Source organism: Pseudomonas sp. 7-41, from assembly GCF_021233075.1.
Taxonomy (GTDB): Bacteria; Pseudomonadota; Gammaproteobacteria; order Pseudomonadales; family Pseudomonadaceae; genus Aquipseudomonas; species Aquipseudomonas veronii.
This window is the reverse complement of record NZ_CP089551.1, coordinates 4627378-4642587: the sequence shown is the minus strand read 5'-3', so window position 1 is coordinate 4642587 and position 15210 is coordinate 4627378. Positions and strand designations below refer to the sequence as shown.

Annotated in this window: 13 protein-coding genes; 8 read left to right on the top strand and 5 right to left on the bottom strand. The window is 61.0% G+C overall.

The genetic code is table 11. The features are described 5' to 3' along the window. The first annotated feature begins 21 nt into the window (after nucleotides 1-21). Complete coding sequence (locus LQ249_RS20865; RefSeq protein ID WP_079444309.1) at nucleotides 22-1395, top strand: MFS transporter; 1374 nt, start codon at nucleotides 22-24, stop codon at nucleotides 1393-1395. A gap of 26 nt (nucleotides 1396-1421) precedes the next feature. Here LQ249_RS20865 and LQ249_RS20860 read toward each other — a convergent pair whose 3' ends face one another. The 5 genes from LQ249_RS20860 to LQ249_RS20840 form a co-directional block, all read right to left on the bottom strand. Beyond that, nucleotides 1422-2978 (bottom strand): methyl-accepting chemotaxis protein, encoded by a 1557-nt coding sequence (locus LQ249_RS20860; protein WP_057005708.1) that lies wholly within the window; start codon nucleotides 2976-2978, stop codon nucleotides 1422-1424. A gap of 351 nt (nucleotides 2979-3329) precedes the next feature. Continuing rightward, nucleotides 3330-3512, bottom strand: coding sequence for a hypothetical protein (locus tag LQ249_RS20855; protein WP_017847583.1), 183 nt, complete (start codon nucleotides 3510-3512; stop codon nucleotides 3330-3332). 448 nt (nucleotides 3513-3960) lie between these two features. Continuing rightward, the gene (locus tag LQ249_RS20850) at nucleotides 3961-4767 is read right to left on the bottom strand and encodes a sulfite exporter TauE/SafE family protein (protein ID WP_017847582.1); all 807 of its coding nucleotides are present in this window, start codon (nucleotides 4765-4767) and stop codon (nucleotides 3961-3963) included. 28 nt (nucleotides 4768-4795) lie between these two features. Continuing rightward, nucleotides 4796-6466 carry a bifunctional protein tyrosine phosphatase family protein/NAD(P)/FAD-dependent oxidoreductase gene (locus tag LQ249_RS20845; protein WP_232565873.1) on the bottom strand — a complete coding sequence of 557 codons (1671 nt, stop codon included), beginning with the start codon at nucleotides 6464-6466 and terminating at the stop codon, nucleotides 4796-4798. A 55-nt stretch (nucleotides 6467-6521) separates the two neighbouring features. Next, nucleotides 6522-7400, bottom strand: coding sequence for an MBL fold metallo-hydrolase (locus LQ249_RS20840; protein WP_017847580.1), 879 nt, complete (start codon nucleotides 7398-7400; stop codon nucleotides 6522-6524). A gap of 242 nt (nucleotides 7401-7642) precedes the next feature. Here LQ249_RS20840 and LQ249_RS20835 point away from each other — a divergent pair, with 242 nt between their 5' ends. The 7 genes from LQ249_RS20835 (at nucleotide 7643) to LQ249_RS20805 (ending at nucleotide 15003) form a co-directional block, all read left to right on the top strand. Next, nucleotides 7643-8974, top strand: coding sequence for a sigma-54 interaction domain-containing protein (locus LQ249_RS20835; protein WP_057005704.1), 1332 nt, complete (start codon nucleotides 7643-7645; stop codon nucleotides 8972-8974). A 159-nt stretch (nucleotides 8975-9133) separates the two neighbouring features. Continuing rightward, the gene (gene cydP, locus LQ249_RS20830) at nucleotides 9134-9310 is read left to right on the top strand and encodes a cytochrome oxidase putative small subunit CydP (protein ID WP_017847578.1); all 177 of its coding nucleotides are present in this window, start codon (nucleotides 9134-9136) and stop codon (nucleotides 9308-9310) included. After that, nucleotides 9307-10878, top strand: coding sequence for a cytochrome ubiquinol oxidase subunit I (locus LQ249_RS20825; RefSeq protein ID WP_057005703.1), 1572 nt, complete (start codon nucleotides 9307-9309; stop codon nucleotides 10876-10878). The genes cydP and LQ249_RS20825 overlap by 4 nt, the downstream gene beginning before the upstream one ends. Then, the gene (gene cydB / locus LQ249_RS20820) at nucleotides 10871-12007 is read left to right on the top strand and encodes a cytochrome d ubiquinol oxidase subunit II (protein WP_232565872.1); all 1137 of its coding nucleotides are present in this window, start codon (nucleotides 10871-10873) and stop codon (nucleotides 12005-12007) included. Before LQ249_RS20825 ends, cydB begins: the two co-directional genes overlap by 8 nt. Nucleotides 12008-12029: 22 nt before the next feature. Further along, nucleotides 12030-12152, top strand: coding sequence for a cytochrome bd-I oxidase subunit CydX (gene cydX, locus LQ249_RS20815; RefSeq protein WP_017847575.1), 123 nt, complete (start codon nucleotides 12030-12032; stop codon nucleotides 12150-12152). Further along, nucleotides 12149-12436, top strand: a complete 288-nt coding sequence (locus LQ249_RS20810; protein ID WP_017847574.1) for a cyd operon YbgE family protein — start codon at nucleotides 12149-12151, stop codon at nucleotides 12434-12436. Before cydX ends, LQ249_RS20810 begins: the two co-directional genes overlap by 4 nt. A gap of 176 nt (nucleotides 12437-12612) precedes the next feature. After that, nucleotides 12613-15003, top strand: a complete 2391-nt coding sequence (locus LQ249_RS20805) for a TonB-dependent receptor (RefSeq protein ID WP_057005700.1) — start codon at nucleotides 12613-12615, stop codon at nucleotides 15001-15003. The last annotated feature ends 207 nt before the right edge of the window (nucleotides 15004-15210 follow it).

The following is a 15210-nucleotide window of genomic DNA, read 5'->3' as shown; positions in this document are numbered from 1 at the left end:
CACAACACAGAGGTGACTTTCATGCTGACAACTCAACCCATCGACATCCAGGCGCTGATCAACAGTCGCGCCATTGGCGGCTTTCAGAAGTGGGTCGTATTTCTCGGTTTCCTGATCATCGGCCTGGATGGCTTCGATGTGGCAATCATGGGCTTTATCGCACCGCAATTGAAAATGGACTGGGGCTTGAGCCACCAGCAGTTGGGCCCGGTGTTGAGTGCGGCGCTGATTGGCCTGGCTGTCGGTGCGCTGGTCGCGGGGCCGCTGGCCGACCGTTACGGACGCAAGATCGTGCTGGTGAGCAGTGTGTTCATGTTTGGTCTGTGGACGCTGGCGACGGCGTTTTCCCCGGACATCAATACCATGGTCGTACTGCGCTTCATGACGGGCTTGGGGCTCGGCGCGGCCATGCCGAATGCCAGCACCCTGGTGTCGGAGTACGCGCCGCAGCGCAGTCGTTCGTTCCTGATCACGGTGGCGTTTTGCGGGTTTTCCTTGGGCGCCGCGGCAGGCGGCTTTCTGTCAGCCTGGATGATTCCGGCCTTCGGCTGGAAAAGCATGCTGATCCTGGGCGGTGTCTTGCCCCTGCTGGTGGCGCCGCTACTGTATTTCAAACTGCCTGAATCGGTGGCCTTCCTGGTCGCCAGGCAGGCGCCGAACGCGTCTATCCGCGCCATTGTGGAAAAACTCGCGCCGGGCGTCAGCGACGCGAAATCGACCTTCTGCCTGCCGGCTCATCCGCTGATGCGCGCTTCGGCGATGCAGATCGTATTGTCCCCGTCCTATCGCTTCGGCACGTTGATGTTGTGGAGCGGTTATGTCCTTGCGTTGTTTCTGGTCTACCTGTTCAGCGGCTGGTTACCGACCCTGGTGAAAGAAGGCGGCGGTTATAGCGTCGCGGACGCGGCCATCGTGACCGCGATGTTCCAGATCGGCGGACCCGCAGGCGCGCTGTGCGTCGGTTGGGTAATGGATCGCTGGAACAAATACCGGGTGCTGATGGCGGTGTTCATGTTGAGCGGTGCGGTGATCTATGCGATCGGCCAGGCCACGGGGCACTTTGTGCTGCTGTGCTCGATTGCCTGGATGGTGGGGTTTTGCCTCAATGGCGCGAGCGTCGGCATGAATGCGCTGGCCGCCACGTTCTACCCCACGCAGGCGCGAGCAACCGGCGCCAGCTGGATGAGCGGTATCGGTCGTGTTGGCGCGATCCTCAGCGCCTTTGCCGGCGCGCAGATGCTGAGTTGGGGCTGGACCTTCGCGCAAGTGTTTGCCGCGCTTGTGGTACCTTCCGGTCTGGCGGCCCTGGCGATTTATGGGCTGGGCCGCAGCGCCAACAGGGTGTTTACCGATCGACCGGTGGTGTCTGTGCCACCGCGCCGGACGAATCTGTAAGCACCGATATTGGCGATCCGCCGCACCTAGACCTTGAAACGCTCCACCAGCCGTTCCAGCTCATGTCCCAGCCGCGCCAGTTCGTTACTCGACGCGGCGGTTTCCTCGCAGGTGTTGGCCGTCTGGTCGGAGATGTCGCGAACGTTGATCACGCTGCGATTGATCTCCTCGGTGACGGCGCTTTGCTGTTCCGCCGCCGTTGCAATCTGCTGATTCATGGCCTGAATGATCGAGACCTTGCTGGTGATGTTCTCCAGCGCGCTGACGGCACGGTGGGTGCATTCCACGCTGCTTTCGCTCAGCAGCAGGCTGCTTTCCATGCCCGAGGCCACGGCTTGGGTGCCGCTTTGCACACCGGCGACCAGGCTCTCGATTTCTTCGGTGGAGCGCTGGGTGCGCAGGGCGAGGTTGCGCACTTCGTCGGCCACCACCGCAAAACCACGGCCGGCCTCTCCGGCGCGGGCGGCTTCAATCGCGGCGTTCAGCGCCAGCAGGTTGGTTTGCTGGGCGACGGCTTTGATCACGTCCAGGACACCGCCGATTTTATCGCTCTGTTCCTGGAGGTGGCGCACAGCGTCTGCCGACTGGTTGAGTTCTGTCGCCAGGCGCTGGATCTGCTCGATGGCTTCACCCACGATCTGCTCGCCCTCGCTGGCTTGCTGATCGGCGGCCGACGCAGCGACGGAAGCTTCCTCGGCGTTGCGTGCGACGTTGTGGACGGTGGCGGTCATCTCGTTCATTGCGGTGGCGACATGATCTGTTTCGGCTTTCTGGGTGCTGATCCCCGAATTCGTTTGCTCGGTCACCGCCGACAGTTGTTCGGCCGCGCTGGCAACCTGAATAACGCCGGATCGAATGCCATCGATCAGCTCATGAAGGTTGAGCATCATCTGCTGAAGGCCCGACTGCAGTTGGCCCAGCTCATCGCGCCGGGTCACCGCCACATGCTCGGTCAAATCACCCCGGGCAATGCGGTTCACCGCCTGGAGCGTGTGCTGCAGTGGATTGACGATTTGCCGTGTGATCACCCATGCGGCGAGCGCGCCCAGCAGCAGCGCCAGGGCCGCAACGAGGCCCAGCGAGGCCTTGGCGGACGCGGCATCCGAATCGCGTTTGGTGTTTTGCGACTCAATCAGCTTTTGCGTGGTGTCGAGCAACACGTCGCCCAACTGACCCATCCGTTTAAACAAGGCCGCCTGGTCAATATTGGGCGTGGCCAGGTCATGCAGCAGTTGCCCGTACCCTTTGACTGCATTTTCCTGCTGTTGAATCAGGTCTTGATCCTGCGGGTCGATGAATTTTTCCCTGATGCTGTCCAAGTGGGTTGCGAGGCGATCCAGGGTTTGCTGCAGCGGTTGATAGGCATCCGGTTGGGTGTTCGTACCGATGCGCAAGCGAATGATCCGCAAGTCTTTGGTGTAATCGCTGACCTGCGCAATTTCCTCAACCTTGAGCCCGCGGTCGGTCAATGCCACCACGGCGTACCAGCCGGTCGCGGCCAGCAACAACGCAAGCCCCAGTACCAGGCCGAATCCCCAACTTAATTTAGCACTGACTCGGATATTGCTGATCCAGCCGAACATATGGACTCCAGTGAGTAACTCAGGTTGATTGATCCTTTATCACCTGAATGTCGACCATCCCTCTCAATGCTTTAGCACTAGTGTGACGGTCAGGCTGATCCAGATGGCAAATCGGGCCATGTATGAAAAATATCAGGATGCGAGGGAGATTGATTGGCGGTGCGACTGAAAGGATACAGCTCCACGTCTGTCGGGCGTTGGCGGAGTTGTCGGTTATTCAACTAAGGTGGCTTTTTCGACACGCGTAGTGCGGCTTTGTACTTTAGTCGAATATTCAGCCGGTCCGAGTTCTGGCGGGCCTGTTTTCAGCGCGCGAACGACCGAAAAGAGTGCAGGGCCGTACTGATAAGTCTAGATCTTGATCGCTTTTTTCAGATAGGAAAACAGCTGGTCCTGGCAGGCCCTGTATTGATTTTCAAGGTGTTCCACTTCCCACATGCGAGCCAGCCATACCTCATCACAGGCCGCTTCCAAATGATTGACGGTTGTCATCCAGGCGGTTTGGGCGTTAGCCGTCGCTTGGAGTAATTGCAACAGTTCCTAATTTATCGGAAGGGTATTCGCTGAAGAGGGGATGGGCGACATTCAAAGTACCGGGAGTCGATTTTAATAGTGGGTGATTTTTCTATTACACACTATAAAACGCTGTCCGCGAAAGGCAGTATTCGACTAATGGCTAACGGGGTGAGGCGGTAAAGTTCAATTCCTTTGGGGCGCATATTCATGCGATTTATAATGTTGCGCGCGCACTTATAGTATTTTCTCGGATTAAGCCAGTGATTCGATTCAGCCGATAAGTTGGATATTTATTTAGCCTTTATCTAATAACGTATCGCGCGGGTACTTGTATCTTGGCGGCCCGGGTGATCAACGGCTGCCACGATGGCGCGCCAATGCCCACGCCTGCCAGGCACGACCGAAGCGTGACGTTGAACCCTGACAGGCGTGTTTCACGCACGCCTGGAAAGTCGGGAATCCGCGCTCATGATCCAAGCGCTTTGACCAGCAGGGCCACCGCCACCAGCATCGACACGGCGGCAAATCCGCGTTGCAAGTGCGGGCCTGCCAGCCGCGCCGCGATCAGGCGCCCGCCGGCCATTCCAAACAAGGCGCCCACGGAGAACGGCAGGGCCACGGCCCACTGCAAATGCCCGGCCGCCGAGCTGGCGGCCACGCCGGCCATCGACACCAGCGCAATCACCGCCAGCGACGTCGCCAGCACCGACTGCGCGGTCAAATTGGTGTAGCGCTGCAGCGCCGGCACCATCACAAAGCCGCCACCCACGCCGAGCAAGCCCGAAAGCCCGCCCGCGATCACGCCCGACACCGTGAGCGCCCAGGCGCACGGCGCCGTCCAGTTCAGCTTGCCGCGTTGGGCGTCCAATACGCAGGGCGGCGGTTTGGTCGCGACGGCGGCCTTCGACGCCGGGGACGGCGGCAACGACCGTTTGAATACCCGGAACGCCACGTACATCAGCACGCAGGCAAACAGGATCGTCAACGGACGATTCGGCGTGCGCTGCGCCAACCACAGGCCCAGCGGCGAGCAGATGATCCCGGCGGTGGCGATCAACAGCGCCGCCTTGTAGCGGACGGTGCCGTTTTTCAGGCCCATCACCGCGCCCAGCGTCGCGGCCAGGCCCACCGCCAACAACCCGATGGGCCCGGCCTCGGCCATGCTCAAGCCCGCCCCAAACACCAGCAACGGCACCGCGAGTATGCCGCCGCCGGCGCCGGTCAGGGCCAGAATCACGCCGACTGTCAGCCCGAGCAGTAAGACGATGATCATCTCAGTCTCCTTGCGTTCAGCGCTGATTTCATTGGTCGGTCAACTCGGGTTTCGCCAGCCATTCGCGGCCCTTGAGCATACCCTTCCAATACAGCGGCGGAAGAATCCGCTCTTTGAGCAGCCACGCCAGCCGGGAAGGGCGGGTGCCGTCGATCAGCCATGACGGGAAGCTGGGGGCGACCTTGCCGCCATAGGTGAACTCCGCCAGGACGATCTTGCCGCGCTCCACCGTCAGCGGGCAGGAGCCGTAACCGTCGTACTGCGCGCAACCGTTGGCCTTGCCCATGGCCGCCAGCACGTTATGCGCCACCACCGGCGCCTGCTTGCGCGCAGCGGCCGCGGTCTTGGCGTTGCTCGTGTTGGCCGCGTCGCCCAGCGCATGGATATTGGCAAAGGTTTTGTGGCGCAGCGTGGCGGGGTCGACATCGATCCAGCCGGCCGCGTCAGCCAGCGGGCTGACCCGAATGAAGTCCGGCGCGACCTGCGGTGGCACCACGTGCAGCAAATCAAACTCACGGGTCAGCACACGGGGGCTGCCATCCGGGTTCACGCCGCTGAACGTGGCCGTCCGCGCCGGGCCATCGACGCGGGTGAGGGTGTTGCCGAAATTCAGGTCGATGCCGTAAGCGGTGACGTATTCCATCAGCGCGGGCACATAGTCGGGAACCCCGAACAGCACCGCGCCGGCGCTGTAGAACTCAATCTCGACGGCATCCAGCACACCGCTGCGTTTCCAGTGGTCGGCCGATAAGTACATGGCTTTTTGCGGCGCCCCGGCACATTTGATCGGCATCGGCGGCTGCGTGAAAATCGCCCGGCCACCCCGCAGTTGCTGGACCTTTTCCCAGGTATAAGGTGCCAGGTGATACAGGTAATTGGAGGTCACGCCGTTGCGGCCGAGGGTCTCCGACAACCCCTCGATGGCATGCCAATCGAGCTTCAGGCCGGGGCACACAATCAGTTGCTCGTATTTGACGACCCGGCAGCCATCCAGAATCACCGCATTTCGCTCGGGTTCGAAAGCCGCCACCGCCGCCTTGATCCAATGCACGCCGCGGGGCAGGGTGGTGCCCATGGTGTGCGCCGTTTGGCGCGCATCGAACACACCACCGCCGACCAGCGTCCAGCCGGGTTGGTAGTAATGCACATCGGCCGGGTCGACGATCGCAATGTCGAGCCCCGGCGCGCGGGCCAGCAGGCTGGAGGCGGTGGCGATACCCGCCGCGCCAGCACCGATGATGACCACGGTATGTTGTGCTTCGGCCACTTCGACCGGCGTGCGGCCCTGGTTCGCGATCCGCCGGATCACGCCTTTCATATCGAAGCCGGCTTTTTTGGCGCTTTCGACGATGTGCGGCAGGTCGTGCTGACCTGCTTGCGACAGCGCCCACATCGTTGTCGAGCGCATCCCGGACCGGCAATAAGCCAACACCGGTTTGGGCAGCGTTTCCAGCAACTCGCCGAAGGCAATTCCCTGCTCGTCGGTGACTTTGCCCGACTCGGCGGGAAGGTAGTGCGCTTCGATGCCGACGGTGTCGGCGGCGCGTTTGATTTCGGCAAACAACGGTTGGTCACTGCCTTCGCCATCGGGGCGGTTGCAGATGATGGCGCGAAAGCCGGCGGCTTTCAGTTCGGCCAATTGGCTGGGGAAAATCTGTTCTGATACTGATAAAGCAGGCGCAAGGCGGCGGATATCCATAAGTGTCTCCGTTATGGGTATTTTTCTTATGATTTTTTTTAGGGTGGGGGGAATGTCAGGCGACGTTGAGTGGGATTTTCAGGTAGCGAATCCCGTTCGATTCAGGCTCGGGCAAATGCCCGGCTCGCATGTTGACCTGGACCGAGGGCAGGATCAGGGTCGGCATGTCCATCGAGGCATCCCGCTTGGTACGCATCGCCACGAACTCCTCCTCACTGATGCCATTACGCACATGCACGTTCTGCTCGCGCTGTTCGGCAACGGTGCTGACGAATTGCACCTCGCGGCCGCCCGGCTGGTAGTCGTGGCACATATACAGCAATGTATCCGCCGGCAGGCTCAACACTTTGTTGATTGACTGGAACAGCGTGCGCGCATTGCCGCCGGGGAAGTCACAGCGGGCGGTGCCGTAGTCGGGCATGAACAGCGTGTCGCCGACGAAGGCTGCCGTTTCGCTGCCATCGCTGACGACATAAGTCATGCAGGCCGGCGTATGGCCGGGTGTATGCAGTGCGGTGCAGTGCAGCGTGCCAATGCTGAACGACTCGTCGTTGACGAACAGGTGATCGAACTGACTGCCATCGCGGGGCATATCGCTACCGGCATTGAACAGCGTGCCGAAGACCTTTTGTACCGTCGAAATCTGACTGCCGATGCCGATCTTCCCGCCGAGCTTTTCTTTCAGGTAGGGCGCGGCGGTCAGGTGGTCGGCGTGGACGTGGGTCTCGAGAATCCACTCGACCTGCGCATTCAGCTCGCTCACCCGCGCGATCAGGCGGTCGGCGGACGTGGTGGCGGTGTGGCCGGATTTAGGGTCGTAATCCAATACGCTGTCGATGATCGCGCAGTGGAGGGTGGTCTCGTCCAGTACCAGATAGCTGACGGTGTTGGTGGCAGAGTCGAAGAAGCCTTCGACGTGAAGTTTGACGCGCATGAACTGTCTCCTTAGGGGGGGCTTTTTTTTCGAGCCGCTTAGACTAAGGACTGACATAGCAATAAGTTTGCCAGGCCATGGTTTTGCCGAAATAGCCTAATATCCAATTGATTTTATTGGGCTTTGTGTTTCTGTATAGGGGTATTCAGGCCTGTATCTGGGGGATTCTTCTGCCATTGGCAGTGCCTTGACAGAGGTGGCAGTGCCACAACAGGATGGAAAAATGGATTCCAGGAGCCATGATGAAGACTTTTCTGCCTACCCCAGCCAACGCCGTCCCACACCCGGATCAAGTGCAGTCGCTTGTTTCGTTTCTGGAACACGAACCCAATCCGATGATCGTGCTCGATCCGGACTACAACATCCTGGCAGCCAACACGGCCTATCAGCGCCAGTTCGGCAGCGCTGACAAACCCTTTATCGGCCATAAGTGTTATCAGATCTCACACCATTACGACGTCCCTTGTGACCAGGCGGGTGAGAATTGCCCGATGAAGAAGGCCCAGGAAAAGCGCGGGCCGGATCGTGTCTTGCACATCCACCACACGCCTCGGGGGCCTGAGCATGTCGACGTCGAATTACGGCCGATCCTCGACGAACATGGGGTGATCACCGCTTATGTTGAGCGCCTGACGCTGGTGCGCAGCGCCTCGGCGCGGCCGAGCAACGAAGGGCTGGTCGGTTGTTCACCGGCCTTCAACCTTGCCCTGTCGGAACTGCAGCGGGTGGCGCCGTCCATGCTGCCGGTGCTGCTCCTGGGCGAGTCGGGTACCGGCAAGGAGCTGTTCGCGCGCGCCGTCCATGAAACCAGCGAACGGGCCAGCGGGCCGTTTGTCGTGGTGGATTGCTCGGGCTTGACCGAAACACTCTTTGAGAGCGAGCTGTTCGGCCATGAAAAAGGCGCCTTCACCGGCGCCATCACCCGCAAGCCCGGCTTGGTCGAAACCGCCCAGGGCGGCACATTGTTCCTGGATGAGATTGGCGATGTGCCGTTGGCCATGCAGGTCAAACTGTTGCGCCTGATCGAATCGGGCACCTATCGCCGGGTCGGCAGTGTCGAGACTTTCCACGCCAATTTCAGGTTGATTGCCGCCACCCACAAGCCGCTGGAAAAAATGATGGAAAAAGGCGAGTTCAGGCAGGACCTGTACTACCGCATCAGCGCCTTCCCCATTCATTTGCCGCCCTTGCGCAACCGGGTAGAAGACATCGCCTTGCTGGTGAATTCATTCCTGCAACGGCGTGGTGCCGGCAAACGTCGACTGACCATCGATGCCGAAGCCCTGGCAGCCCTGCAGCAGTACTCATGGCCAGGCAATGTGCGTGAGTTACGCAACGTCCTGGAAAGGGCGAGCCTGTTTGCTGACGATGGGGTCATCCGCGCCATCCATTTACCCCAGGCCTCCGTGGCGCCGCCACCTCAGGCTGCGCCTGCGGCTTCGACGCCGTTCGACGGCAGCACGCTGGCGCAGGCCCTGGCCACATTCAAAGGCACCCGCAGCGAACTGGCCAAGCACCTGGGGATCAGCGACCGGACCTTGTACCGGCGCCTGAAGGAACAAGGCCTGGCCTAGCCCTCTACGACTGCCAGTGACTGCCAAGCTGCCAGACTGGCAGCGCATTGACCAGCAGCGATGCGCCAGGGCTACCGCTAAAAAACTCATAACCAATTGTTTTATAACGATAAAAATAGAAGATCTGGCTTTGGCATGCCCTGTGCTTAGTGCATAGACATGACTATTTCCGACAAACGCCTACTACGCCATCTACTCACCGCGGTGCTGATCAAGCTCGTGCTGCTGAGCGTGCTGTGGTGGCTGTTCATCCGGGATTCGCACGTCAGTGTCGACCCGAACATCGTCGGCAACCGTTTCGGTGTACCCACCTCGACTCAAGGGGCAAGCAAGTGATCTCAGAACAACTGGTGGATTTGTCACGGCTGCAGTTCGCAGCCACTGCGCTTTACCACTTTCTATTCGTACCGCTGACGGTTGGCATGGTGTGGCTACTGGTCATCATGGAAAGCGTCTATGTGATGACCGGGAACGTCATCTGGAAGGACATGACGCGCTTTTGGGGCAAGTTATTCGGTATCAACTTCGCCCTGGGGGTGACAACCGGCATCACCCTGGAATTTCAGTTCGGCACCAACTGGGCGTACTACTCGCACTACGTGGGCGACATCTTCGGTGCCCCGCTGGCCATCGAGGGCTTGATGGCGTTCTTTCTCGAATCGACCATGATCGGTCTGTTCTTTTTTGGCTGGGATCGCCTGAAGAAAGAGCACCACTTGCTGGTCACGTTGCTGATGGCCATCGGTACCAACCTGTCGGCGCTGTGGATTCTGATCGCCAATGGCTGGATGCAGAACCCGGTCGGCTCGGAATTCAGCTACATCACCATGCGTATGGAGATGGTCGATTTCTGGGCGGTGTTGTTCAACCCGGTGGCCCAGGCCAAGTTCGTACACACCGTGTCTGCCGGTTACGTCACCGGTTCGATGTTTGTGTTGTCGATTTCCAGCTGGTACTTGCTCAAAAATCGCGATGTCGAATTCGCCAAGCGCAGTTTCCGGGTGGCGGCGGCGTTCGGCCTGGCCTCGGTGCTGAGCGTCATCGTGCTGGGGGATGAGTCGGGTTACACCGTGGGTGAGGCGCAGCAAACCAAGCTGGCGGCCATGGAAGCCATGTGGGAAACCAAACCCGCGCCGGCCGGCCTGACCTTGCTGGCCAGCATCAATGAAGCCGAGTCCAGGAATAACTGGGAAGTCGATGTGCCGTGGGTGATGGGCTTGATCGGCACGCGCTCGGTGAGCAAGCAGATCCCGGGCATTCATGACATCAAAGCGAAAAACCGCGCGCGCATCCTGCGTGGCATTACCGCCGTCAATGCGCTTGAAGCCCTGCGGGCCGATCGCACCGATAAGGCGGCGTTCGATACCTTCGAAGAGTACAAAGCGGACCTCGGTTTTGGCCTGCTGCTGAAAAAGTACGTTGAAGACGTCAACCAGGCCACGCCGGAGATCATCGACAAGGCGATGAACGACACCGTACCGCGCGTGACCCCGATGTTCTGGGCGTTCCGGGTCATGGTCGCGCTGGGTTTCGCCATGCTGTTGCTGTTCGGGCTGGCCTTCTGGAGCACCTTGAAGTCGGTCTGCACACGCCGCCGCTGGTTGCTGCGTTGGGCACTCTGCATGCTGCCGGCGCCTTGGCTGGCCTGCGAGCTGGGCTGGTTCGTCGCTGAATACGGCCGTCAACCCTGGACCATCTACGGCGTGCTGCCCACTCACATGAGTGTCTCCACCCTTAGCGTCAATAACCTCTATGGCTCGCTGGCAGGCTTCGTCGCGTTCTACACCGTGCTGCTGGTGGTTGAAATGTTCCTGATGGTCAAGTTCGCCCGCCAAGGGCCCGGCAGCCTCGGAACCGGCCGTTACGCTTACGATGCCAACCTGAAGGAACTCCACCATGCTTGATTACTTCACTCTGAAAATTATCTGGTGGGCACTGGTCGGCGTACTGCTGATCGGCTTCGCCATCATGGACGGCCACGACATGGGCGTCGGCACCTTGCTGCCCTTCGTGGGCCGCTCGGACGTGGAACGCCGCGTCGCGATCAACACCGTCGGGCCGCACTGGGACGGCAACCAAGTGTGGTTCATCACCGCGGGCGGCGCGCTGTTCGCCGCGTGGCCGGTGGTGTATGCCACCGCGTTCAGCGGGTTTTATTGGGCGATGATTCTGGTCCTGTGGGCGCTGTTCTTCCGCCCGGTGGGGTTTGACTATCGCAGCAAGATTCACAACGCCAAATGGCGCAGCACCTGGGACTGGGGGCTGTTTGTCGGTGGGGCCGTGCCGCCGCTGGTGTTCGGCATCGCGTTCGGCAACCTGTTGCAAGGCGTACCGTTCCACTTCAACAACATGCTGGTATCGACTTACACCGGGAGTTTCTGGCAACTGCTGAACCCCTTTGCGCTGCTGACCGGTGTGGTGAGCAGTGCAATGATCACCCTGCAAGGCGGTACCTATCTGGCGCACCGCACTGAGGGCGTGATCCAGGCCCGTGCCATCAAGGGCGGGGTGGGCGCGGCGCTGGTGCTGCTGTGTACATTCGTCATTGCCGGTGTGTGGTTGCAATCGATCGACGGCTATCGCATCACCTCGGTGGTGGATACCGCCGGGCTGCCGGACATTCTCAACAAAACCGTGGTACGCGAAGCGGGCGCCTGGATGGCCAACTATGGTCATTACCCTCTGCTGTGGCTGCTGCCCGCGCTGGGCTTGGGCGGCGCAGCTGGTGCTGCGTTGTTGATGATGATGCGCCGCACACTGGCCGCGTTTGTCGCCTCGTCGCTCGCGGTGATCGGGGTGATCAGCACGGCCGGCGTGTCGATGTTCCCCTTCGTCATGCCGTCGTCGACCGTGCCTGCGGCCAGCCTGACCGTGTGGGACAGCGTGTCCAGTCATCTGAGCCTGTCCATCATGTTCTGGGCCACGTTGATCTTCATGCCGCTGATCGTGATCTACACCTCATGGGCCTATCGCGTCATGCGCGGCAAGGTCACCGTGGCACAGATCAAAGCCAACGAACATTCGGCCTACTAACGCCATCAGAGGAGCAAAGACTATGTGGTATTTCGCCTGGATGCTGGGAGTCGGTTTCGCCTTGTTGCTGGCCATATTGAATGCGATGTGGGGCGAGAACGAAGCGGGGCGCGCCCTGAGCGACCGTGAGGAGCCGCGGCCATGATGCCGCGTGTCGCCGAGGCTCCGGCGCCCTCACGCATTCACCCGCTGAGCTTGCTTATCGCGATCGCGATCATGCTGGTGTGTACGCTCTATCCGCCCCTGATGGCCACCCCGGACGGCAAAGCTGATCATGGGCTGGCAATGGCCTTGTTCGCGGCGATGAGTGTGGCCTTTGTGCGGGGCGTGGGGTTCGTGCCCCGTGCGCGCGTGTGGCGCTGGCTGTTCTCGGGCTGGACCTGCTTTGCCGCGCTGGCACTGGCTGGCTGGTTGAAGTTCCTGCACTGAAAACGGACGATCCCGACGCCACCGTGGCGGTACTGCGCGGCGCCGGGATCGTCGAGTCAACCTGTCGGTTGATTGAGCCTTAGTGGTTATTTGCTAGAAAAAGCGCGGAAGCCTGTCCCTTTTTTTCACCTCGCCTGTCATTCCAGGTAAGTGAACAAAATCGAGAGCTTCCGCCCATGCCCGCCGTCCGCCCCTTGCTCAAACTGAGCCTGATGCTGAGCCTCAGCGCCAGCCCACTGTTTACCCCGATCAGCTATGCCGAAGACACCGCCACCCGCCGCAGCTACCAAGTGCCGGCCGGTAGCCTGGGTGCCGCGTTGACCCGTTTCGCCGGGTTGTCGGGGGTCAACCTGGCGGTGGACCCGGCGCTGGTCAGTGGCCGCGGTAGCAGTGGTTTATCCGGCGAGTACGCGGTGGAAGAAGGTTTTGCCCGCCTGCTGCAAGGTTCCGGCCTGCAACTGCAGCCGATGGGGGAGCAGGCCTACATGCTGGTGCCGGTGCCACAGGGCAGCAGCCTGCAACTGGCGCCGACCGCCATCCTCGGGACCCGCAGCGAAGCCGACGGCGATATCTACGCCGGTGGGCAAGTGGCGCGACGCGGTTCGCAGGGCCTGCTGGGCTCGCGGGACTTCATGGACACGCCCTTCAGCATGACCACCTACACCCAGGAGGCGGTGAAGAACCAGCAGGCGCGGACCCTCGGCGACCTGATCGCCAGCGACCCGTCGGTGCGCGCCACCAACCCGGCCGGTGGGCGCTATGAACAGTTCACCATTCGCGGGTTCAGCCTGTTCAACAGTGATGTGGCCTACAACGGGCTGTACGGCGTGTTGCCGACCTACACCATCGACATGGAAATGGCCGACCGCGTCGACATCGTCAAAGGCCCCAGCCAATTGATCAACGGCATCTCGCCGCGCGGCAGTGTGGGCGGCGGGATCAACGTGGTGCCCAAGCGCGCCACCGACAAGGACATCAACTCGTTCACCGGCACCTGGGCCTCCGATAGCCAGGCTGGCGGCGCGGTGGATGTGGGCCGGCGCTTCGGCGAGGACAACAAGTTCGGCCTGCGCTTCAACGGCGTGAAACAGGCCGGCGACACCGAGTGGGACCATCAGCGTGTCGACCGTGAAATGGCCGTGCTGGGCCTGGACTTTCGCGGTGAGCGCCTGCGCCTTTCCAGCGATATCGGCCACACCGAGCGCGACACCAACGCCCCGCAGGAGCGCGTGCAGGTGGCCGCCGCGGCCCCGGTGCCAAGCGCCAACGATGTACGCCGCAACTACGCGCAGTCGTGGAGCAAGGCCAGCACCAACGACACGTTCGGCACGCTCAATGCCGAGTTCGACCTCAGCGATAACCTGATGCTCTACGGCGGTGTCGGCGCGCGCAAAAGCAACCACGACTTCCTGCGTCACGCCGTTTCCGTCAGCAACAGTGCAGGGGATTTCAGCGTGCAGCCGCGCGACTTCAGCCGCGATGAAAATGTGCGTACCGCCACGGCAGGCGTGCGCAGCGGGTTCCATACCGGGCCGGTGAGCCACGAGGTCAACCTGGCGGCCAGCTACTTCTACATGGACTTCACCAACGGCGGCGCACGCTATGCGGCGGCGCCGAGCAATCTTTACAACCCGGTGCAAACACCGACGCCGTCCACCGCCATCCGCCAGGATGCGCAGGTATACACCGAGAATAAATTCAGCGGCGTGGCGTTGTCCGACACCCTGGGCTTTTTCGACGATCGTCTGCTGCTGACCCTCGGCGCACGCTGGCAGCGGGTGAAGGTGGATGACTGGACCAACAACGTCAAAGGCGACACCGCCTACGACGAAGAAAAAATCTCGCCGTCCGGCGGCATCCTGTTCAAGGCCACCGACGCGCTGTCGCTGTACGCCAACTACCTGGAAGGCCTGAGCCAGGGCAAGGTCGCGCCTTCCACCTCGGTCAACGAAGATGAAATCTTCCCGCCGTTCATCAGCCGCCAGGTGGAAGTCGGCGCCAAATACGACGCCGGTGCGTTCGCCGTGACCGCCGCGGTGTTCCGCATCAAGCAACCGGCCTATGAAACCAACGCGACCTCGCGGGTGTTCGGCCCCAACGGCAAGCGCCAGAACGACGGCGTGGAACTCAGCCTGTTCGGCGAACCGCTCAAGGGCCTGCGCCTGCTGGGCGGCGTGATGTACATCGACAGCGAATTGACCCACACCACCAACGGCACGTTCGACGGCAACCGCGCCCCGGCCACGCCCAAGTACAACGTCAACCTCGGCGCGGAATGGGACGTGCCGCGCCTCGAAGGCCTGACCCTGACCACGCGCGGGATCTACTCCAGCTCGCAATACCTGGACCAGGCCAACGTCAAGGAAATCGACGCCTGGAACCGCATCGACGTGGGCGCGCGGTATGCGTTCAAGGTCGATGACAAACACATCACCCTGCGCGCGAATGTGGAAAACGTCGCCGATAAACGCTACTGGAGCTCGGCGGGCGCGTCGGACGACAGCGAACCGGGGCTGACCTTGTCGACGCCGCGGACTTACCTGTTGTCGGCGACGGTCGACTTCTGACTGGCAGATCGTCTGTGTTTGCTACCACGCGGCAAACCCAGCGCTCAGCGGCAATGAAGATCAACAACAAGGTTGTTTGAAAGTTTGAGCTTGATGCGCGTCGAGGAAAAACTTCGGCGCCTGGCTCTGATTAGCGAAGTGGCTAATTGCAATTAGCTGAATCCTTGGGTGTCGGCTTGGAGGCTTTAAATCAAGGATTTCGCGGCT

Bases quoted from the DNA above. Each gene is read 5' to 3' on its own strand.
- LQ249_RS20865 (WP_079444309.1), top strand. From the start codon at position 22: ATGCTGACAACTCAACCCATCGACATCCAGGCGCTGATCAACAGTCGC.
- LQ249_RS20860 (WP_057005708.1), bottom strand. From the start codon at position 2,978: ATGTTCGGCTGGATCAGCAATATCCGAGTCAGTGCTAAATTAAGTTGG.
- LQ249_RS20850 (WP_017847582.1), bottom strand. From the start codon at position 4,767: ATGATCATCGTCTTACTGCTCGGGCTGACAGTCGGCGTGATTCTGGCC.
- LQ249_RS20845 (WP_232565873.1), bottom strand. From the start codon at position 6,466: ATGGATATCCGCCGCCTTGCGCCTGCTTTATCAGTATCAGAACAGATT.
- LQ249_RS20840 (WP_017847580.1), bottom strand. From the start codon at position 7,400: ATGCGCGTCAAACTTCACGTCGAAGGCTTCTTCGACTCTGCCACCAAC.
- LQ249_RS20835 (WP_057005704.1), top strand. From the start codon at position 7,643: ATGAAGACTTTTCTGCCTACCCCAGCCAACGCCGTCCCACACCCGGAT.
- cydP (WP_017847578.1), top strand. From the start codon at position 9,134: ATGACTATTTCCGACAAACGCCTACTACGCCATCTACTCACCGCGGTG.
- cydB (WP_232565872.1), top strand. From the start codon at position 10,871: ATGCTTGATTACTTCACTCTGAAAATTATCTGGTGGGCACTGGTCGGC.
- cydX (WP_017847575.1), top strand. From the start codon at position 12,030: ATGTGGTATTTCGCCTGGATGCTGGGAGTCGGTTTCGCCTTGTTGCTG.
- LQ249_RS20810 (WP_017847574.1), top strand. From the start codon at position 12,149: ATGATGCCGCGTGTCGCCGAGGCTCCGGCGCCCTCACGCATTCACCCG.
- LQ249_RS20805 (WP_057005700.1), top strand. From the start codon at position 12,613: ATGCCCGCCGTCCGCCCCTTGCTCAAACTGAGCCTGATGCTGAGCCTC.